This window comes from uncultured Shewanella sp., assembly GCF_947495455.1.
Classification (GTDB): domain Bacteria; phylum Pseudomonadota; class Gammaproteobacteria; order Enterobacterales; family Shewanellaceae; genus Shewanella.
In genome coordinates, this window is record NZ_CANLZC010000009.1 from 64542 (window position 1) to 86187 (window position 21646).

Annotated in this window: 20 protein-coding genes and 1 rRNA gene; 9 read left to right on the forward strand and 12 right to left on the reverse strand. The window is 38.5% G+C overall.

The annotated features are described in order from the left end of the window. Positions 1–252: 252 nt before the first annotated feature. Positions 253–1026 (forward strand): DeoR/GlpR family DNA-binding transcription regulator, encoded by a 774-nt coding sequence (locus Q0791_RS04505; RefSeq protein ID WP_299003242.1) that lies wholly within the window; start codon positions 253–255, stop codon positions 1024–1026. Between the two features lie 85 nt (positions 1027–1111). Further along, positions 1112–2941, forward strand: a complete 1830-nt coding sequence (gene glmS / locus Q0791_RS04510; RefSeq protein WP_299003244.1) for a glutamine--fructose-6-phosphate transaminase (isomerizing) — start codon at positions 1112–1114, stop codon at positions 2939–2941. Between the two features lie 499 nt (positions 2942–3440). Here the strand turns inward: glmS and Q0791_RS04515 are convergent, their stop codons facing one another. Continuing rightward, entirely contained in the window at positions 3441–4328 is an 888-nt protein-coding gene (locus Q0791_RS04515) for a LysR family transcriptional regulator (protein ID WP_299003248.1), read from the reverse strand. Between the two features lie 179 nt (positions 4329–4507). Here Q0791_RS04515 and Q0791_RS04520 point away from each other — a divergent pair, with 179 nt between their 5' ends. Continuing rightward, positions 4508–5662 carry an MFS transporter gene (locus Q0791_RS04520; RefSeq protein ID WP_299003251.1) on the forward strand — a complete coding sequence of 385 codons (1155 nt, stop codon included), beginning with the start codon at positions 4508–4510 and terminating at the stop codon, positions 5660–5662. 291 nt (positions 5663–5953) lie between these two features. Here Q0791_RS04520 and Q0791_RS04525 read toward each other — a convergent pair whose 3' ends face one another. The 7 genes from Q0791_RS04525 to Q0791_RS04555 form a co-directional block, all read right to left on the reverse strand. Next, positions 5954–6100: a hypothetical protein gene (locus tag Q0791_RS04525; RefSeq protein ID WP_299003255.1), complete on the reverse strand. Its 147-nt coding sequence runs from the start codon at positions 6098–6100 to the stop codon at positions 5954–5956. After that, a complete protein-coding gene (locus Q0791_RS04530; protein WP_299003258.1) occupies positions 6097–6582 on the reverse strand; it encodes a hypothetical protein in 486 nt (161 codons plus the stop codon). Before Q0791_RS04530 ends, Q0791_RS04525 begins: the two co-directional genes overlap by 4 nt. 55 nt (positions 6583–6637) lie before the next feature. After that, positions 6638–7093, reverse strand: a complete 456-nt coding sequence (locus Q0791_RS04535; protein WP_299003261.1) for a hypothetical protein — start codon at positions 7091–7093, stop codon at positions 6638–6640. Positions 7094–7175: 82 nt separating this feature from the next. Continuing rightward, a complete protein-coding gene (locus Q0791_RS04540) occupies positions 7176–8336 on the reverse strand; it encodes an ABC transporter substrate-binding protein (protein WP_299003264.1) in 1161 nt (386 codons plus the stop codon). 23 nt (positions 8337–8359) lie between these two features. Next, on the reverse strand, positions 8360–8914 hold the full coding sequence (locus Q0791_RS04545; protein ID WP_299003267.1) for a hypothetical protein: 555 nt from the start codon (positions 8912–8914) through the stop codon (positions 8360–8362). Positions 8915–9633: 719 nt separating this feature from the next. After that, complete coding sequence (locus Q0791_RS04550) at positions 9634–10560, reverse strand: hypothetical protein (RefSeq protein ID WP_299003269.1); 927 nt, start codon at positions 10558–10560, stop codon at positions 9634–9636. A 237-nt stretch (positions 10561–10797) separates the two neighbouring features. Further along, positions 10798–11688, reverse strand: coding sequence for a LysR family transcriptional regulator (locus tag Q0791_RS04555; RefSeq protein ID WP_299003272.1), 891 nt, complete (start codon positions 11686–11688; stop codon positions 10798–10800). Positions 11689–11797: 109 nt separating this feature from the next. On the opposite strand from Q0791_RS04555, the gene Q0791_RS04560 reads away from it, so the two are divergent. The 4 genes from Q0791_RS04560 (at position 11798) to moaB (ending at position 14233) form a co-directional block, all read left to right on the forward strand. Further along, positions 11798–12301 (forward strand): DMT family transporter, encoded by a 504-nt coding sequence (locus Q0791_RS04560; protein ID WP_299003274.1) that lies wholly within the window; start codon positions 11798–11800, stop codon positions 12299–12301. Positions 12302–12346: 45 nt separating this feature from the next. Beyond that, the gene (locus tag Q0791_RS04565; RefSeq protein WP_299003276.1) at positions 12347–12826 is read left to right on the forward strand and encodes a DMT family transporter; all 480 of its coding nucleotides are present in this window, start codon (positions 12347–12349) and stop codon (positions 12824–12826) included. Between the two features lie 233 nt (positions 12827–13059). Next, positions 13060–13683, forward strand: coding sequence for a molybdenum cofactor guanylyltransferase (locus tag Q0791_RS04570; RefSeq protein ID WP_299003278.1), 624 nt, complete (start codon positions 13060–13062; stop codon positions 13681–13683). A 43-nt stretch (positions 13684–13726) separates the two neighbouring features. After that, positions 13727–14233, forward strand: coding sequence for a molybdenum cofactor biosynthesis protein B (gene moaB / locus Q0791_RS04575; protein WP_299003280.1), 507 nt, complete (start codon positions 13727–13729; stop codon positions 14231–14233). A gap of 127 nt (positions 14234–14360) precedes the next feature. Here moaB and Q0791_RS04580 read toward each other — a convergent pair whose 3' ends face one another. From Q0791_RS04580 to Q0791_RS04595, 4 genes are all read right to left on the reverse strand, one after another. Then, positions 14361–17690 carry a hypothetical protein gene (locus Q0791_RS04580; protein WP_299003282.1) on the reverse strand — a complete coding sequence of 1110 codons (3330 nt, stop codon included), beginning with the start codon at positions 17688–17690 and terminating at the stop codon, positions 14361–14363. A gap of 101 nt (positions 17691–17791) precedes the next feature. Beyond that, positions 17792–18244 carry a type III secretion system chaperone gene (locus Q0791_RS04585; protein ID WP_299003284.1) on the reverse strand — a complete coding sequence of 151 codons (453 nt, stop codon included), beginning with the start codon at positions 18242–18244 and terminating at the stop codon, positions 17792–17794. 466 nt (positions 18245–18710) lie between these two features. Further along, on the reverse strand, positions 18711–18929 hold the full coding sequence (locus Q0791_RS04590) for a DUF2061 domain-containing protein (protein WP_299003287.1): 219 nt from the start codon (positions 18927–18929) through the stop codon (positions 18711–18713). Positions 18930–19119: 190 nt separating this feature from the next. After that, entirely contained in the window at positions 19120–19476 is a 357-nt protein-coding gene (locus tag Q0791_RS04595) for a hypothetical protein (protein WP_299003290.1), read from the reverse strand. A gap of 88 nt (positions 19477–19564) precedes the next feature. Between Q0791_RS04595 and ccoG the strand changes: the two genes are divergently transcribed. Together ccoG and Q0791_RS04605 are read left to right on the forward strand one after the other, a co-directional pair. Beyond that, a complete protein-coding gene (ccoG, locus tag Q0791_RS04600) occupies positions 19565–20986 on the forward strand; it encodes a cytochrome c oxidase accessory protein CcoG (protein ID WP_299003292.1) in 1422 nt (473 codons plus the stop codon). Positions 20987–21572: 586 nt separating this feature from the next. Next, a 16S ribosomal RNA gene (locus Q0791_RS04605) occupies positions 21573–21646 on the forward strand; the annotation flags it as partial.

A 21646-nucleotide genomic window follows, 5' to 3' on the forward strand; every position in this document is an offset into this window, starting at 1 on the left:
GCTCTTTGTCAATAATAGAAAGGCAGTGTGTGACTGAATATCAAAAAAATAATTTTCTATCAAAAAATGACCAATATGGTCGTTTTTTATAATGATATTAGTTTTTTATCAATTTATCGTGTTTGAATTTCAGTTTTTCGTTTATGGCCTTATATTAAATTATTGGCATTAAAGTTTCGTTTGATGCTAAAATAACTTTCGAATCGAAACCTAATTGAAACTTTTAGTGATAAAGGCTAATGGATTTGTACAATGAATAAGCGTAATACTCAGCAGCGACGACACAGTATTATCAGCTTACTGAATGAACAAGGTGAGGTGAGCGTTGAGGCGTTATCTGCCTGTTTTGATACCTCAGAGGTGACTATTCGTAAAGATTTAGCCACGTTAGAAAAAAGTGGTCTACTACTGAGGCGTTATGGTGGAGCGGTTGCCGTGCCCAATGAAGTGTCTTTGCCTTTTACGGCAAAATTATCTGCCAATAAATTATCGATAGCGAAAACCAGTGCCAAGCTTATTCAAGATCATAATCGTATTTTGATTGACAGTGGCAGTACCACTGCAGGCTTGATTTCGTTACTTAATGATAAACGCGGCTTATTGGTGATGACTAATTCTTTGCAACTTGCGAATGCGATTCGAGATTTAGAAAATGAACCCACCTTATTAATGACAGGTGGCACTTGGGATCCTCATTCTGAATCTTTTCAAGGACAAGTGGCCGAGCAAGTATTACGTTCTTATAATTTTGACCAACTCTTTATTGGTGCGGATGGCATTAGCCTTGAAAGAGGGACGACGACCTTTAATGAACTCACGGGGTTAAGCCAAGTCATGGCGGAAGTCTCTCGTGAAGTGATTGTTATGCTGGAGTCTGAAAAGCTGGGTCGTAGGATCCCAAATACCGAATTATCTTGGGACAGTATCGATGTGCTAGTGACAGATGATCGTATTGCAGATGAGGTTGTTGAGGCGATAACTCAGCAGGGAGTCAAAGTGCTGTTAGCACCTTATCTTTCAGAATAGATTAACAAAATACTCATTAGGGATAAGGCTGCTTTGCCTTGATCTTGATTAATTTAATAAAGCTTAAACAAGCTAGGAAAAAATTATGTGTGGAATTGTTGGCGCGGTTGCGCAAAGGGATGTGGCTGAAATTTTAGTAGAAGGATTAAAACGCCTAGAATATCGTGGTTATGATTCAGCAGGTGTCGCTGTGCTACATGAAGGTGAGCTAAAGCGCACTCGTCGAGTGGGAAAAGTGCAAGAGCTCAAGGCTGCACTGGATAATGATCCTCTAGCGGGTGGAACAGGTATTGCCCATACGCGTTGGGCAACACATGGTGAGCCCAGTGAGCGTAATGCGCATCCTCATCAAAGCGAAGGCAATATTGCTGTCGTGCATAATGGTATTATTGAAAATCACAATAAACTGCGTGATATGCTTAAAAGTGAAGGCTATGAATTTACTTCTGATACTGACACAGAAGTGATTTGCCATTTAGTAAACCATGAATTGAAAACTCATGAGAGCTTGTTGCAAGCGGTTCAAGCCAGTGTGAAACAACTAGAAGGTGCCTATGGCACTGTGGTCATTGACAGACGCGATGCCAGTAGAATGGTCGTTGCGCGTTCTGGCAGTCCATTGGTGATAGGTTTCGGTCTGGGTGAAAATTTTGTGGCCTCGGATCAGCTCGCGCTATTACCTGTCACGCGTTCATTTGCCTTTTTAGAAGAAGGGGATGTGGCGGAAGTCACTCGTCGAGAAGTGATGATTTTCGATGTGAACGGTGAGCCTGTTGAACGTGAAATCAAAGAGTCTGAAGTCACCCATGATGCGGGCGATAAAGGCGAATACCGTCATTATATGCTTAAAGAAATTTATGAGCAGCCAAGAGCGATTGCCCATACTTTAGAGGGCCGTATCGCAGCGGGCCAAGTGTTAGATAGCGCATTTGGTGAAAATGCTACTGAATTTCTAAAAGACATTAAACACGTACAAATTATTGCCTGTGGTACCAGTTACCATGCAGGTATGGCCGCGCGTTATTGGCTTGAAGATTGGGCCGGAGTGTCTTGTAATGTCGAAATTGCCTCTGAGTTTAGGTACCGTAAGTCACATTTATTCCCTAATAGCTTATTGATCACGATTTCTCAATCCGGTGAAACGGCCGATACCTTAGCGGCGCTGCGTCTTGCAAAAGAGATGGGCTATAAAGCCAGTTTGACGATTTGTAATGCACCGGGTTCATCTTTGGTGCGTGAATCTGATATGGCTTATATGATGAAAGCGGGCGCCGAAATTGGTGTTGCATCAACCAAAGCCTTTACGGTGCAATTAGCAGGATTATTAATGCTTACCGCCGCCATTGGTCGCCATAATGGTATGAGCGAGACTATGCAAACTCAGATCACTCAAAGTTTGCTTTCTATGCCTGCAAAAGTGGAGCAAGCATTAGGGCTTGATGATGCCATTGCGGCCCTTGCTGAAGATTTTGCCGATAAGCATCATGCGTTATTTTTAGGCCGTGGCGATCAATATCCGATTGCGATGGAAGGGGCGTTAAAGTTAAAAGAAATTTCCTACATTCACGCCGAAGCTTATGCCTCTGGTGAGCTTAAACATGGCCCGTTAGCACTCATAGATGCGGATATGCCTGTGATTGTTGTGGCACCCAATAATGAGTTATTAGAAAAGCTTAAATCCAATGTGGAAGAAGTGCGTGCTCGCGGTGGCTTAATGTATGTGTTCGCCGATGTGGATGCTGAGTTTGAATCCGATGACACCATGAAAGTCATTCCTGTTCCTCATTGTGATGAATTCATGGCACCGCTGATTTACACGATTCCGTTGCAGTTATTGTCTTATCATGTGGCTTTGATTAAGGGAACAGATGTGGATCAGCCAAGGAACTTGGCAAAGTCTGTAACAGTGGAGTAGCGTCTGCGACTGAGACTTATGCAGTTTTGATTGAGTTCAATATCATTTAATATATTGATAGTTGAACTAAGAAGGGGGGGCGAAATAGCTCCCTTCTTATATTAAGATGATGACTTGTTTTTATTGATTAAGTTGTTTTTGAGTCACACCTCTATTGTTATTTATTGCTTGCCGCAGGCTTATGTGTAAATACCTCTGTAGCACGCTATGAACTCATCCCTGAGCGCTCTACGACTTCAAATGACAATCCTTGTCTAGGTGCCAGCCAAATGTCCCTATTTGTCGCTCATAGAAGCCATTTTATGGCTTTCGCCATGAAGTCGAAGGCATACAGCTGTATTCACACAGCTTTGAAAAGAAAAAAGCAAAACAGTGTGTTGCTTCAAGTTTTAAGGTTCTAAATGAAGGCAAGGTAGTATTGGGATAGGATGTTGAGAACAGCATCTATGCATTTTTAAAAATATGCAGGGATATGTTGTGATTGAGTTTAATCGCATCGCTAACTTCCCCCTTCACTGGCTTGCTGCAAGCTGTAGCTGCCATCGGGAGTGAGATCCTGGATCAGGTTTTCCACTTGTTTAATGGCATCTAGTGAGGTACTGGATTTGCGATAACTTAAATAAATCGGCCTAGTCCAGTCTTGAACGTGTTGTACCTTGAACAATTGACCATTGCTAATAAAGGGGTTGACCACAGAGCTAGGTAAATAGGCTGTGCCACCCTTTTCTAAAATAAAATCCAGTGCGATGCGGCCATTAGAGGTGCGCATATAGGGGGCTGAAACAGCAGGGTGCCTTTCGGCATGCTCAGACGCAAAGCGAGTTCCCCAGTCCACGTAAAAATAATGCTGCTTAAAAGCACTATTTTCATCACAAGGTGTGGTTGAGACTAATACGAGTACCAGATCTGAGATATGTGTGCAAATAAACTCGTCAGACTTGATGGGATCTAAGGCAAAAGCCAGATCTAAAGTGCGTTCTAGCAGTTGTCGATTGAGTTTATCTCTTGAGAGTGTTTCAGCAATAAAACTATAACCTTGAAAGACATCCACGACTCGACTTAAGCAATTTTGTAGGTAAGCATCCCATATATTTGGTGTGCCACCTATGGTGAGTTGTAAGGCTTTACCTTTTTCAAGAGAGAGCTCAAATTTTGCTTGTTCAAGTGAGCTCACCATCACTTCTGCATAATGTATTAGCCTTTCGCCTGCTGAGGTGAGTTTTATGGCATTTCTGTTACGAATGAAAAGTGAGGCATCAAAAAAGGCTTCAAGTTGTTTGATCCTAGCACTCACAGCGGCTTGAGTAATATATAAATTTTCAGCTGCTCGGCCAAAATGTTTCTCTTTGGCGACCTCTAAAAATGTGCGAAAAACTTTTACATCCATAACGGTTTAGAGTGATTTTTTTTAAGCATAACAAAGAAATCTTGTCGAGACGATAAAAAGTTATTCTCGATAAATTGTTTTTGTGGAAACGAGTAAAATCTTTCGTTTTATCTTTAGTTATTTTAGGTGCAAACTCGCGTCGAATTACCATTGTGACATTATATTTAGAGGGAAATGAAGTGAGTAGTCAGTTCGTCATCGGGTCTAACACATGGGTACCTGTTCCGGTTATCGCATTGGCCTTGTATGCCGTGGCCTCTGGATATTTGATGAGTTTATTGCCATTGATCTTGCCTGTATATGGTATGGATAGTCATTTAGCCAGTTATTTGGCCAGCATTTTTTATGCAGGTTTACTCTTAGGTACGCTATTGATCTCACCGGTTTTAGGTTATTTGGGCCATAAAATGAGTTTTATCTGCTGTTTAGTGATCTTTAGTTTAACGATTATTGTCCTGCCCTTTGCTCCTTATAGTGGGATTTGGCTGGTTGCTCGCTTTATCGCAGGGATCACTGTGGCAGGCATTTTTGTGATAGTGGAATCTTGGTTGTTAGAAGGGGATGAAACGGGGCGAGCTAAACGGCTGGGCATTTATATGGCAGCGCTTTATGGTGGTACCTCCATTGGACAGCTGGGTATTGGTATGTTTAATATGAATAGCTTGCTGCCTTTTATGGTTATTTCATTGTTGTTGCTGTTGGCCGTGGCTGTATTGCTTGTGATCGCCTCTAATGAACCTAAACCGCATTCGATAGAAAAGATAGCACTTAAGCACATTAAGCGAGTGTGCACACCAGCATTAATAGGTTGTTTAGTCTCAGGTTTAACATTAGCTATCGTTATGGGATTAATGCCAGTTGCATTATTAAACATAGGGGTCACCCATCAGTCCCTAGGGAGTTTGATGGCCTTAGTGATCATTGGTGGTATGGCCGTGCAATTGTTTGTGCCAAGCTTGATCAGAGGCTTAGGGCATAAATTATGTATGGCTGGGTGTGCATTAGTTGCAGCCAGTGCGGTTGCGATGGCGATCAAGTGGCAATCATTTTATGCATTAAGTGCCAGTTTGTTTATTTTAGGAATGGCCTTATTTGCACTTTATCCTATTGCGATTAATTTAGGGTGTCTCAAGTTGACGCAGGCAGAGCTGGTTAGTGCAACGCAAATGATGTTATTGAGTTACAGTTTAGGATCCGTTGCGGGGCCATTAATTGCTCAAGGTTTCATGTCTCAAGGTTATGATTTATTTGCGCCTTTATTGGTGATGTTGATTTTGACTTGTGTGTATATGTTGATCGTGAGTGGCCGACATCATCAGACTGTGGCTGGTTGAGTTTCACGGGTATATTTATCTAAATTGTATATACTTTAGTCTTTCTTATCGAATTTCTGCCGTGAAAACACGATTTATTACTCTGTCGATGGCACTCTAGCAGGGCGCTCAGATCGCACTGGAAGTGGTTATACTCTGACGGTCGATCAGTAAATAAAATTATTTATTATCAGCTTGTCTTGGGTTTAAAAAGCGCTAAATCTAGCGCTTTTTTTGATTACTCTCGTATCAATGACTATTTAAAATGAGTTATTTTCAATCTGTTTAACAGCTTTACTACTCATGTGAGTCTTATTCTTGTGTGTTTTCTTTAACTTGCACTATGGGGGCGGCTTTCTGTGAAGTGGTGATATCAGAGCTTGTGGTCATTGTTTTATTTGTGTCTGTAGACCGACTGCTGATCTCTTGAGTAATATCTTCAATTAATGCACTTTTCATTCTATTGATTGTTGTTTGATAATTTCGAGTGATTTCTTACAATGATATTCACCGATTTTGTTGAGGCTAGGTTCAAAGAAGAAAGTGCTAAAGCTCACATTTTTAGCGCCTGAAAATTGAAAATACATCAGTCCTGGTCCTTTGATCTTCTTATTTTGTTGGTTTTCGACATAATCGACGGCGATGTTTTTATCCATATCATAAAGCATGTGCCCTTTTGATTGTCCTGTTATTTGTTTTGAGTCACCCGTAAACAATAATTGAAACACGAAGAAGCGATCATTAAGGGGAGGAACATTTGGATTAAGTTTAATCGCCAAATGTCTAACATAACCTCGGATTATATTTTTACATTGATAGTGTCCGGTAATGGTTTTTATTTGCGAATTTTCTGCCCAAGAGTATGTGGGGGTAAGTATAAAAATACATATGACAATGCCTATTACTCGCTGTAAAAGAGTTGAATATAAAAAATTTAGCAACTCTGTGCTCCTAAGTGTAAAGTGTTGTATTTCTGCTTCAGATTAACTTTCTTTTTCACATTTCTTTTTCGCAATAGTATTCTCCGACTTTATTCAGGCTAGGTTCGAGAAAATAAGTGGTAAAGTTGATCTTCTGTTTGTTTGGAAATTGGAAATAAGCCAGTCCTGGAGCCTCGTTGTTGTTTAAATGATTGACTGCTGTATGTGTTTTGAGATCGTATAGCATATAGCCTTTGGTTAGACCAGGTATTGAATGAGCTGTTCCTGAAAAGAGTAATTGAAAAATATAAAAGCGATCTTCATATGGGGTAATGGTTGGAGTGAGATTAATACTTAATTGAGGGCTATATCCTCCCAATAAATTTTTACATCGGTAGTCACCTTCAATAATAGTCAGTGGAACCTTATGGGATGCAGCATGGGTTGTCTGTATAAAAGTGGGAAGTATCAAGATGAAAGCAAATAAGAACCATGAGTATCCTTTTTGCTTTTTACACGTATATAGATCCATAAGTTAACTCACAGTATGATAACGATAAAAGGTCGTTTATAGTGAGTGTAGTGCGCAATATGAATTGTGCAAAATAAGTTTATTAGATGCTTAAAACACTCGCCAATTGCCTTTTATTTTTATTTATCTGAATCATATAAATATTTTTATTGGGGATATTCCTACCGTGAAAGCTGATTTCACTGCTTGCACCAGTATAAGGGGGAAGGAAGTAGAGTAATTGTATGAGTTGTTGCTTAGCTTCCTTGGAGCGCACTTTCTTGGAGTGCATTAAGAATTCTGCTGCTAGTATGGTCGCGTCATATCCCAGTGCGGTAAAAGCATTTTTAGGGCGAGTGTCATATTTATTTTGGTAATGTTTAATAAAAGTTTGCGTCGAGGGAGGTGTACCATTTAGGGATAGAAAAGCGTGTGTGGTAAAAAATACATCGCGCAAAGATGGAGTGCTTTTCACTAAAAGATCTGAGTCAAAACCATCTGCCCCTATGATAGGCTCATCAAACCCGTTTTGCCTTAATTGATGAATAATGTCTAACGTTTTTGGAACGCCAGAGGCAAAATAAATAGCCTCGACCTGTTTTTTTACTGGAAGGAGTTGAGCGATGAGTTTCTCCATGTCGAGCGTATCTGGTGAAAAGCTGATCTTGGCGACGATTTGGCCTGTCAAGCCTTGAAGTTCATTAATAAAGGCATCACTTGCATTTATGGCGTATTGCATTTGTGTGTTTTCAATCACTAGCACTTTTTTTGCATGTAAGGTGTTAACGGTAAATTTTGCTGCGGCTTTGCCTTGCATGGCATCGGTATAACAAGCGAGTATTAAATTATTAGCATATTGTTTAGCGAGTTCACCTGATGTTGCTCCTGCCGTGATGAATAATTTATGATTTTTAACGACACTTGGCATCGCGGCTTGCAAAAGGTTATCATCAACGAGTCCAGTGATGATGTCTATGTTGCTCATATCACTGAGCGCCTGACTGAGTTTGGCAGTAACACTGGCAGATGATTGAGTATTAAAGACTTTCAACTTGACTGGGTGCCCTGATATGCCGCCTTGAGTATTTATATCGTCAATGGCTAATTGTGCTCCTTTGAGCGCCGGAATCCCCAACTGAGAAAAGGCACCATTTTGGCTGTAAAGCGCACCTATATAGATAGTTTTTTTAACGGAAGACAAGCTGGCAGTATGATGAAACAAGAAACAAAGACTCATGAACAGGATTAAAGGTTTTTTTTTCATGTTATTTCCTTCACTCTTTTTGTTTAATAGGCGCTAGGGCCTGGTGTTTTGGATGCGTCAATAAAGAGTTTTACTTCGCGAATATCCCCTTCAGGAAGCGTGATATTGGCAGATAATAAATGCAGTGATAGCACGACTTTGATATCCGGAATAATAGTTACATTTTCTATAACAACAGCAATGGGTGGACTTTTCTCTCCAGTGAGTAAACCTGAATGAGTTAATATGGCATTAGGGGCTGCGTTTGAAAAAGTTGTTGTGAAGTTTTTTAAGAAGGTAATGGAAGGAATGATTTTTGTTTCTCTAATGGGGTCGTTGGTAATAGCAATAAGGCCTTTATCAATATGGGTTAAGGAAAGTTCATAGGTCATTTTGTTCTTTGCTTTTAGTATGCGTCCTTTGTCGGCACTGAGAACAAATAACCATTGCTTTTGTTCAGTTGCTAAGGCTTTTGTCGAACTTATAAGGCTGGATTTTGAAGCGGCTTCTATCCCATAAGAGGTCGCAGAATGGGCTGCATAAGAGGACAGACTCGTCATCATAAATAATAAAATAAACAAGATTGGTTTTAAAATCAAAATCTCTCCCCTTTATCGACAGTCACATTTTCAGCTTATTTGACTTATGCTCAAATTTAGGCTCAATATTGAGTATAATGAAGTCGTTTTAACTTGCTTATTTTTTTTGCAATAAATGATCTTAAAAGAGCGGTATTTGTATGAAACCAAAGACCGAACCTATTTGCTGCCAGAATTGATGGAACCAGAATTGAAGAAAATAGTGAAGTATATTGCTGAGATCTAGGGAGCAGCAACAAGAGTACTGTGGTGGGCAGAGGGGTAAAGAATAAAGTGGGGGCAAAGAAAGTGGGCCGGACTTATTTTAAAAGCCGGGCCCCAGATGGGATTCAGTTGGGTCTGTATAATTGCTTATATGCTAAGTAAGAAATAGAAAATATACTTAATGCAATAAAAATGGCATTTATTCCTAATGAATTGACTGCTGAAATGACTAAAAATGCATTAATATAATGAATCGATTTCAATGTGCTATATTTTTTTGCAATAAAAGAAACAATGTAGAAATAAATGACCATTGGTATTGAAAAATAAAAATCAACATTTGTTATGGGTTTATCATTAAATAAAATATAACAAATCATGGTGAGCGCCATAATAACAAGAAATATATTTGATTTGATAACGTTATTTTTCATTATAGGTACCTATAATATAGCTAACAGTACTAATGAAAATGTATAGTTAGCTATATAAATAATTAATTTAAATTTTTAGGATTATAAATATATCCAATAGCAATTCATGTGACCTGCTGTTCCAGTACATACGCGAACAGGCTTATCACCTGGTAAATCCATACCACCACCATGACCACCGTGATGGCCGTGACGGCCTCCCTCATTACCACCACCTTTGCCACCTTTATTACCTTTGCCACCTTTATTACCTTTGTTACCTTTGCCACCTTTGTTACCTTTGCCACCTTTGTTATTTCTTTTTATCTTCAATTTTCCTTTTGAAATAACCATGATATCACCTACTTTCAAAGGATCACCTTTTAAAGTGTCAGATAGTAGATCAGCGAGATATGCGGCAGTTAGTGACTCCAATACAATTTTTTCAGTAAGACCTTTTCCTAGAGTAGCCATTAATGAAGCGATTCTTCCAGCCGGAATAGCTAACAGAGCATTTGTGACAAATTGTCTAGCTCTATTGTTTGAATCAATTAATCCTTGAGTGACGGCAATTTCTACTGTTGGGAGTTCCTTTAAATTGTTATTATTGTTTACATATTTCTTTAAGTCATATTGAGCTTTTAAACGTTTATAATCAGAATGAGAACTTTGCCAAAAAGGTGAATTAGTTAATGGCTTATTATCTTTAAAACTATCTTTAAAATTATCTTTTGATGCTTCAAAATGAAAACGTTCTAAAATGAATGTGCTTAATAATTTTGAATCTATAATTGCAGCATCTGATTGTAAAAAAAACATTATGTCTTTATTTTTAAAATCACTGGTGAGCATTAAAAACTTTGATATTTCTAAATCGATGGAACAAATTTCAGTAGTACATTCAAGTGTGATCTCTGCTTCTTCATAATTATCTGGTACGTTTACCTCCGTAGCGAAAGCTAGATTTGATGTCATTGACATCATTAAAAATAACGATAATCCTTTAAATAATAGTCTTAACTTCAACATATTAACTACTCCATAAAATTGAAGTTACAATATATACTCAAAAAACAAACGCTCAATTATACTTTAGTTTTAATAAACAAGATCTTAATAAGGGGTTCCTCATTTAATAGCCCATTATATTCTCAGTGAAAAAATGGGGCACTCTTATTTCAAAAGCAGGCCGAACCTTTAACTCATACCTCTAAAGCCGCTTTTATTTTACTCAACCTCAGTGTCTATCAGGCTTTGACACAAGTGCTAAGTTAAATCTTGCAGATGTTGTTGCATGAAGTTGATAAAGGTACTGACCTTACTTGGAATATGTTGGCGGGTCGAGTAAACCGCATAAATCCCATGTTCAGGTAACGCATAGTCCGTTAATAAGGGAACCAGCTGCTTGGTTTTAATGGCTTCATTGACAATAAATAAGGGCATTTGGCAAATGCCTAATCCTGCCAATAAAGCTGAATATAACGCCTCGCTATTATTGACTTGATAATTGCCTTTTGGCTGAATAGAGATGGTTCCTTTTTTACCTTTAAATTGCCATTCACTGCCTGCTTGAAAGTAAGAATAAAATAAACAATTATGTTGGGAAAGTACCTTAGGGGTATCGGGTATTCCATGTTGCTTCAGGTATTGCGGCGAGGCGCACAAGACGCTGTGACAAGGGGCTAACTTTTTTGCGATCAGGCTAGAATCGAGCAATTTTCCTATTCGTATCGCCACATCAAATTGATATTTGACCATATCGAGGACTTTATCATCCATGATCATTTCAATTGAAATGAGCGGGTGCACTTTTAAAAACTGCGGAATTAAAGGCGCAAGATGGAGCCGTCCAAAGGCCATAGGGGCATTAATTCGCAAGTGCCCCTTAGGCTGAGTCTGTTGTTGAGTGACCGCATCTCTTGCATCGTTAGCAAGTGCGAGAGATTGACTGACTCCCTCGTAATAAGTTTGTCCTGCTTGTGTGAGACTCAAACGGCGAGTGGTTCGGTGTAATAATCGAATACCTAATGATGCTTCTAACTGAGTGATCCGTTTACTCACTGCGGATTTTGAACTTCCCAGTCTTTCGGCGGCTTTTGAAAAGCTGCCCATTTCGACAACGGTGACAAAAATAGGTATGGCAGTGAAAGTATTCATAGAGCTTGATATTTTTATTGTTGAGTTTTATTCATAAATAATTTTCTATTTTGACTCATTATAAATCAAATGAAAACAATTTAAAGTGTGCTCACATTTTAGCGTGGGAATGAAAACAGTGTTAAAACAAGTATCGAATAAGCTAATGGCCCTTTTAGCGGGGGGATTATTGGCACTAATGATAGAGATCAATAGTGAATTAGCATTCGTTAATTCACCGATTCAAGCATCTTGGATTGCTCATGGTGTCGGTGCATTCGTGGCTATGTGTCTAGTGTTAATAGTCGCTTTTGCTTTTCAGGGGCATAAGCGGAATGGCTTGGTAAAAACAAAGGGGATAAAAACAAAGGGAACAAAAACCACTGGTTTGCCTTATTGGCTTTATCTCGGTGGTCTTCCTGGTGCGCTAACTGTGGTGTTAGCAGGCATAACGGTAAATAGTGACATTGGTCTCAGTGGTACGTTAAGCAGTGCGCTTATTGGACAGATTATCTTTGGCATCATATCGGATCATTTTGGGCTGTTTGGTAGCCAGAAAAAACCTTTTGTGGCCGCTGATTTATTGAAAGTGCTGCCCGTACTCGCAGGGAGTTTTATTATTATTTTTACCTGATGGCTCAGCGTGATTTGGAAATGAACAAGACTTAAAAGAGAATGAATGATGTCCTTATATATTGTTATTGCGTTATTAAATGGTGTGGTGATCAGTTTGAGTCGAGTGCTCAATGGGCAGCTCAGTCTGCATGTGGGACCATTAAAAGCATCGGTTTATAATCATTTAGTGGGTTTTTTCCTGTTGACCTTATTATTGATTTTGTATGGTTTTTTTCAATTAAGTTCGCTCGAACTCATCTTGTCTACCCCTTGGTATTTATATTTAGGGGGAGTTATTGGCGCACTTTATGTGGCGTTAAACAGTTTTATTTTATCGCGTATTGGTGCGGCAAACACTGGGTTATTGGTGATCAGTGGCCAAATGATAGCTGGAATATTTTTAGACGGTGAACCTTTCGATACGAAAGTGCTATTGTTCAAAATGCTTGGTGTGTTGTTCATTGCTATTGGAATTTTCTTTTTGCAGTCAAACTCTAAGCCCATCAAGAAAGTCACGAATATAAGCCATCCTAAGACAAGTTAGGCGCTTGCGACAAGATTTGTTTGAAAGCGTTGAGCGAAGTTGAACAAAAATTGAAGTTCGACATTAACTCCCCTTATTTCGTTATTTTAAATGTGAAATTGCCCTTTCAAATGCTGACCTCGCTTCATCATGATGGCGAGGGAATGATCTCGAAGGAAATCGATTTTGATATGAGTGCATATCCTCTGCTAAAGTGAGAGTCCGTCATACTGGTGAGAATTTAAAGGTGATGAATGGATAGGAGTCATATATTAGGCGTGATCCTTGCTGGTGGACTATCTCGGCGTATGGGAACGGATAAAGCCAAACTGCAAATTAATGGCGTTTCTATGTTGCAAAGAAATCAGCTTTTATTGAGTGAGTGCGGCATTCAGAATATTGTGGTTTGTCGTAATCAGACGGGATTTTTGGCTGATATTCATGTTAATTGTGGCCCTATGGGGGCAATACACAGTGCACTCAATTACGCACAAAAAAAACCATATATCAAAGGGCTCATGTTTATCCCCATCGATATGCCTCTCCTTAATAAAGATATGATTAATCAACTGATTGATAAGGAGTTACTGGAAAATAATCCGAAAAATATGCTTAACGTCTGCACAACCGAAGCTAAAGTACTGACTCAAGCTAGACATTTTCAGAATACGCCATTGCCTTTATTCTTACCTTATCACTCTTCTTTTTTGCCTTTGAGTGAAGCGGTGGCAACATCTCAAAAAGATCGTTCTATCAAGGCTTTTTTAAGCTTAATTGACAGCGAGTCGATAATGTCACTGGAGCCAGAGAAATTAATGAATACCAATGATAAAGCCCAATGGCAGCACGCTATTGATACAATAAGTGGTATTCAGTAATTAAGTTATCAAGGTAAGTTTGAGTACATAAGGGACAAAGATAATGAAAAAAGATAAACCTTTTCAGTCGTTAAATATCGCGGTATTAACCGTATCGGATACCCGTGATGAAACCAACAATACGGCAGGAGATTTATTGGAAGGTGCATTAAAGGAAAGTGGTCATCAATTAAGTGAAAAAATGATCGTCAAAGACAACATTTACCACATTCGCTCTATAGTGTCAGTGTGGATCGCATCCACAGATGTGCAAGTGGTTCTCGTTTCGGGTGGAACGGGTTTCAACGCTAAAAATTCAACCATTGAAGCATTAACGCCCTTATTTGATAAAACCGTCGATGGGTTTGGTGAGTTATTTAGGCAGCTTTCCTTTGACGATATTGGTACTTCAACCTTGCAATCACGTGCGGTGGCGGGCTTGGCGAATGGTACCGTTATTTTTTCCATGCCAGGCTCAACTGGTGCTTGCCAATTAGCTTGGGAAAAAATTATTCAATCACAGCTCGATGCCAGACACGGCCCCTGTAATTTTGTGCCGCATTTAAAATAATAGTGCACATGCATGTTATTTTATATTGATTTAGCTATAAGTGCCGATGGTCTCTGTTCGTGCTATTGATGATTTTATGCTGGTATTAGCAAAAAGGCTCAGTATTGAGCCTTTCTCAAGCATAGTGTTAGGCGTAATTGTAATTGCTAGCAGCGTTTTGGTACTGAGAGAAGTTATCTTCTAGCATCTCTATATCTCTAGCCCAATAACTGGTATGAATCATTCGTGGATCATTATTTTCTCTGTCTAAAATAATATGACTTCCTTCTTCGATTAAACTATTCACTTTTGCTGTATCCCAAAGATGAGGCGAAATTATTTTTCCTTCGGCTTCCAATGAATTTAGGTGAGATTTTAGTCTAGAAAGTCTAGTCTTTGTGGCCTCAATAGCAGCATTAGAGAGTAATCCCGCACTTAGCTTTTCGATGTCATTATCAGTGAGGGCATCAATGGCGGCTTTCATTTTAGTATCAACAACATTGGGGTAGTCCGGTAACTGAGAGTTAATCTCGCGGGTTTGTTGTTGGAGGGTATTCCAATCTGGTCCTAAGCAAAAATCATTATCGATGCCTTTCACAACGACTTTATCCGTGATTGGATCAATATAGAGCATATAATTATCAGCATGCCTATCAACTTGGCCTGTGATGAGATCTACAAGATGTAATTGAGTGAGCTGTTGCTGTAAAGAAGCTTTATATTTGTAATTGTGAGGGTTAAATTGAGCATTTTTTGCATTAACTCCAGCACTTTTATCCATTACAAGTCCAAGCTCACCGTTATGAGTAGCAAAGTCAGTTTGGACTAATACATTAAATCCCAGTTTTTGATCTATTGCACTCGCAATGACGGCGCGTTCTAATAAACGAGGTGAGCTATTATCTATTCCGATAGCGATAGATGGAGAACGACCAATTGTAATGTTGTCATCATCTTGTTTATAGACTTTTGCTTGAGGAGAATTATTGTTAGTGTATTGAGTAGAGTAAACTGTGTGTATATATCCTTTTCCTAGTGGCGTCATTGGGGCTGTTATGGTTTTATCGTTAAATTCATTTGCCATCTTATTTATAACCTGATTTCTAACGCCTCGAGCAAAAGCGCGTAATGGCATATTTATGGTTCCAATTTCGGTGTCTTTATTTTGGAGCTTATAGCCACTAAAACGAAGTGATTTTTTTAGAGTACGTTCATGCTCAACAATATTGAGTAGTTGTTGGTTGAGGTTGGTGAGTTGTTGGTTAGTGAGTTTGTTTCTTTGTATATAAATCTCTGTAATAGCACGGAATTGATTTTGAATATCGTCAAAACCAACTCGTTTCATTAACTGGGCCATTCCTGTCACATTTTTGATGATGGTTTGTTTTTGTGATATGTCTTTAGGATCATTAAAGTTGATATTACTAAAGATGTTTTCCATTCTCTTTGAGTAGGTCAGGAAATGTTGACGAGCTCTTTCATTGAGTAGTTGAAAATCATGTTTATTTTCATTAGGAATAACACCGTTACGCTCTAATTCACGTAACGACTTAAAGCATGAGGATATCTCTTCTCTTGTCCATAGGAGCTGTTCTTTATCTAAGCGCCTTAATAGCTCGGTGTCGGCGTTAATGGTGGGATCAATCTTGGATAATGCATCAATGTTACCGCGCAGATCGGTTAAAATGGGAAACATCGCCTGTGTTTTGCCCTGTTTCATTACTTGTGCGAGCTTGTCTATTTGGCGATTTATTTCAGTATTGAAATTATCGACTTTTTTGTTTTTATTTGTGATATGAAGATTGATGCCTTGAGCTATGCAGGCTAATTGATTGGTGTTGGATTGCGTGAATGTTTGGGTTGATGCAACTTGAATATGCTGCTCTAAGGTGCGTTTTATGTTTGCCAAGGATTCGAGGTTAAAAGAACGTCGTTGCAGATAGCATTGCGTGATGGCGCTGAGATCATGTTCAATATCAGTCAGTCCTATTTTTTGCATTTTATTGGTTAATAACCCTAACTCTGTATTGATATTGGCGATATTATTTTGTGCGAGTTGAGTAAATATTTTTCTACATTCAGGTGTATAAGCAAAGACTTGCTTTATCGTAAGTTGTTTTAATACTTGTGCATAATCCTGTTTATTTTGAGGTAGCCCACTGATTTTTGCGTTTCTCATTTTATTCATCACACGAATGAGAGGCTCACGATCTAAGCTTTGTAGCTTTTCATTAAGTGTATTGTTGATATGATTTAAATCAAATGCATGGCTGAAATTTAAGGTGTTTTCATAGCGGGCTAAAATGACGCTTATGTCTTCTGTTTGGCATGCCTTCCATAAGTCATCGATGTGTTGCTTGAATTGATGTTCGAGTTGAATACGCGGTTCAATGCAGCTTTTTAAAAGTGGGTGGAAGCCAAATTTATTGTCTTTTTCGGTTATTCTTTGCTCTATTTCCATTAACTGTGTGCTGGGCAACTTTTGCAGTTGTGCTGCTATTTTGTCATCAATCACTTCATATGCATATTGTTTCCCGTATCTATGTTCTTGTACATCAAAGATGGTTTCTCCCACAAGGCTTTCATAGGCATAGTCAATTTGAGTAGCGGACATGGTTTTGATTTCAGAGACAAAATGCTGTATTTCTGCTTCAATAAAAGCATCTTTTTGTTTAAAAAGTACTTCTTCGACTAATTTATTTAATGTTACTAGGTGATTCGATGTTACTGGATACTCTTTGATAACAGTATCAATACGGTTTTTAATACCTTCAATGTCATCTTTAGTTAACGCGTTAAGTTTTGAAGTGAACTTCTGTGATAATTGGACTTCTGTTAGATTAATTTTACGGCTTGAGTCAATAATCTGCTGATATTGCGGTGCTATTTCTTGAGTGGGAGTATGGCTTAGTCCGACAATGAACTGGTTGAGGTCATTGTCGAACTGTGTTTGTTGAGCCTTAATTTCAGCTGTGCTTACTAACGTCTGAAGGTTCTTATGTACAACTTCACCTGCCAGAGAAATGTGTTGATATGGGCAAGCTAGTTTGTTACTAATTGATTGTAATTGTTCTGGATTATATGTTTTGAGTAATTGACTGATTTTATCGTCTAGTTTTCCCATATCATGAAGGCTTGGATGAACAAGTGTAAACTCAGCGAGTTCTAAATAGCGCAAAATACAAGCATCAGCTTTGGTTGTTAATAAACTATCAGTCCAATTATAAATCAGTGAATCGATATTATCTGTACTGATGTCAGTGATAGTGATAAGTGTATGGTTAAGTGGCTTTTGCTCTGCTTTTGCTGTGTTAGATAAGTGATCCCAGTTATTGGTTACTTTTCCTGTTTTGGAGGCATCGAGCGTATGAGAGGCGGCGATTTGACCTAGTTGAGTATGAGATGAACTTGCTGTGTTATGATTTTGTACTGAATGTTGAGCGGAAAGAGTAGACTGCTCAGTGACTGTCAAAGGCATGAGGATTTCCTTGTAATGCATTTACGAGTGCGTTTTTATTAATTGGCCTATAAGACGGTAAGGCTATTTAGATCTTGATTAACGTGCTGAATATTGTCTTGTTAGATGTGTATGAGATTCGGCTGTTTTTTCTTGTTGGTACTAAGATTGTTATGAGTTGATTGAGGTGGGGGAGCTAAGAGCTTTCGCTTCCAGACTTTGGCAAAACAGATCAAATTCTCAAGATGGCTAATAGTATCTTTAATGGTCAACTTATCTAAATTACAGATATGTTGAATGATGATCTCATTAGTGTGTTCATCGATAGCTAAATGGTTTTCACCGACTCCTCGACCATAAGCATTTGCATGTAAGAGAGATAATGTCTGATTTGGAGTTAACGCATCGCTTATACCTACTACGCTATATAGGTAAAGTGCTTTATTATCAATCCACTCTATATTAATTATAATGCTTTTGTCTATGACTAACCGGCATAGGTTATCCTCGTTGAAATTTAAATCGCTAATGCCAACTTCTTTTCTAAATTGAGTAATAAATTCTTTTTTTAACATAAACTGTGAGTGTCGATTAGTGGGAGCCAATACTTAAATCATCGTAAATAATCCGATGTTAATAAGGATTCTTTGTCAGATTAAATGTATGGAGATTAAAGCAATTTGTAAGATGAGACGTCTATCACTTTTATGTTGGGTTTTAGAAAAGTGATAGTGGGGCATAAAATAAAAAACTGAATTGTTCGATTTTGTATGACCCGTTAATCTTGTTTTGTTTGAACTTATGTGTGTTACTTACTTCCTGTGAATAGTGATGCTAGGCTCATAAGGTTGAATTGAACAGCATTTGAGAAGCGCACTATGGCAGATTGACAGAAATGGGATCCCGAAGATAAAATTTTTGGGGATCAACAAGGCAAGAAAATCGCAAAACAGAAACCTGTGGATTTCAATTTCGAACTGGTTATGTGGTTTCGCTGTTTGGCTTTATTGGTGAGTGATCTCCGTACATGAAATCACACTGCTAATGGGAATGTATTGCCGATGTTTGTGTGTTTAATGCATTTTTCTTTTTAGCATCATAGCGCTTCCACACTTTTTCATGAAAGTAAAAAACCACGGTATTAATAGCTGGTTCAACTAATGCGACGGCGCCACCGACTAATAAGCTACCAGTCAGTAAATAGGTAACAGTAAAAGCAACGCTAAAATGAAGTGCAGCAAATGTCAGTGTTTTAGTCATACAAGCCTCAAACGTCATATTGATTAATTAGCAAATGATAATCATTATCATTTGCATTTGAAAGTGTTTTTTAGACTTTTCTGTTCTTTATTTGAGCTATATGGGGAAGTTTGGTTATATATGAGGGTAACACCAAGCCTTTGCTAGCAGTTATTGCTAGCAAAGAGTTAGGACATTCTGACGATGTGAATTAATTTTGTAGTTTCTTGCAAATATACTCTTGGCTTTCTTTACTAAAACTACTGCTTTGTGGTGCGCTAGGTGCACAATATTCATCGACAAATTGTTTTATTTTCTCTTTAGATTGAGTGAGTAAGTCAAATGCTTGTTTTTCTGTGTTGGATAACTTAGCGTCAATAGTGTCTTTAAGCGATTGAGCTTTGGCTTCTAATGAATCCATTTGAGTATCGGTGCTTTTATTTGGTTCATTTTTTGTTGATTCAACAGATGATTGAGCGCCATCCATAGGTTTTTGGACATTGTCACTTTTAGTGTACAAGTAATATGCTAAAGCAACTAATATTGCCAAGATGATCCAATTTCTCATATTTAGGTCCTATCTAAGTGAATAACTTGTGTTATAAGAGTTATAATAGACCAGTTTTCTGGCAATGTTAAAGCTGTAAGGCTGTAAAATGAACGCAGAAAAAAACCAAAAAGATTACTCAAAAGAAAAGCGTATTAAGATCCATCAAGCTGATCCTGCTAAGGCGGATCGATTTAATCCCAGAAATCGAATATATGTTAGGGCTGTATCGGGCTTATGGACGACATTACGACGCAGACTCGGCTGGATAGCTATGCTCACTTTTCTTGTTATTCCTTGGATCCCATGGGGAAACAGGCAAGCTGTTTTATTTAATTTAGTCGAGCAAAAGTTTCATATATTCGGTCTCACCATTTGGCCTCAAGATCTGACTTTATTAGCGGCTTTATTAACGATAGCGGCTTTTGGCTTATTTTTTGTGACAACTTATCTCGGGCGAGTATGGTGTGGCTATACATGCCCACAAACGGTTTGGACCTTTATTTTTATTTGGTTTGAAGAAAAGCTGGAAGGGACTAGACATAAGCGGATTAAATTAGATCAATTACCTTGGAGTGTGAATAAAATTTGGCGTAAAAGTGCAAAGCACACTGCATGGTTAGTCGTATCCTTATTTACCTCAACGACTTTTATTTCTTATTTTATCCCTGCCAATGAGCTATACCTTGATCTGTTTAGCTTAAATGAAACGGGTTTAGTCTATTTTTGGGTGGTTTTTTTCGCTTTAGCAACTTATGGCAATGCTGGTTGGATGCGAGAAATCATGTGCATTCATATTTGCCCTTATGCTCGGTTTCAAGCGGTAATGTTTGATAGAAACACTTATATAGTGGGATACGATAGTCAGCGTGGAGAGAATAGAGGGCCTAGATCTCGCAAGTCAGATCCTAAGGAGCAAGGTTTAGGCGATTGCATTGATTGCGATTTATGTGTGCAGGTTTGTCCCACGGGGATAGATATTCGCAATGGGCTTCAATATGAGTGTATTAATTGTGGTGCTTGTATAGATGCTTGTGATAACACCATGTCGCATATGGGGTATGCCAAGGGGTTAATTAGTTACACCACGGAAAATAAATTAAACAGGGTAAAAGAAAAAGTATTAAGGCCGAAGTTGGTCGGTTATGGTGTGATGTTCTTCATTATGACATTAGTCTTTATCTATGCCTGTATGAATATTGCGCCGATGCGATTAGATGTGATACGAGATCGTAATCAACTTTATCGAGAAAATATTGATGGTTTGATTGAGAATACCTTCACGTTAAAGATTTTCAATAAAACTGAATCTTCTCATCACTATGAAATGAGAGTAGCAGGCTTATCAGATTATCAGTGGATTGGACCTAAGCAAGTGACCTTGGCACCTGGTGAAGTGTTAAGCGTACCTATTAGTTTAGCTGTAGATCCTGTAGAGCTAAATAAGAGTGTGACGGATATTACTTTTAATGTGAGTAGCCAGGATAATAAGGTCGAGGTCACACAAGATTCTCGTTTCTTTAGCCGTTAAATAAAGGTGAGTGATAGTTAAAAAGGGCCAAAAAACACATTTGTGCCCTTTTTTTATTCGTTTAGCTGGCTTTGTGTTCACTTAAAAGGTTTCTTTAAATTAAATGCAAAAAAGCCCTTGCGCTCATCTCAAATATCCCTATAATGCGCACCCACTGACACGGCAAAGCAGATGACTAAGTGATTGGTCAACAGCAGCAGTGAGTAGTGTTTCAAGTCGTTAAGGTGGCTCGATGAGATAAGAAATTAATCATTGAAAAACTTCTTAAAAAAACACTTGACGCATACGAGGAAACGCGTAGAATACGCCTCCTCAGCCAATATGGCGAAACGTTCTTTAGCACTTATTTAGAGCGTCGTTCTTTAAAAATTAGACAAGCAAATCTGTGTGGGCACTCACAGAGATTAAGTTATTCGAAACTGCCTTACTTCTTTATTGTAAAGAGTGAAGCAGCCAAAAAATTACTTAATGACCTCTTTATTTTAAGAGTGAGTGTTCATGCGCTGAGATTTTAACTTTCTTAAAAGAAAGTGAAATCAAAGAAAGCAGAATTCATTGAGCAGGTCTTCGGACCAAAACAAAGCTTTAATTGAAGAGTTTGATCATGGCTCAGATTGAACGCTGGCGGCAGGCCTAACACATGCAAGTCGAGCGGTAACA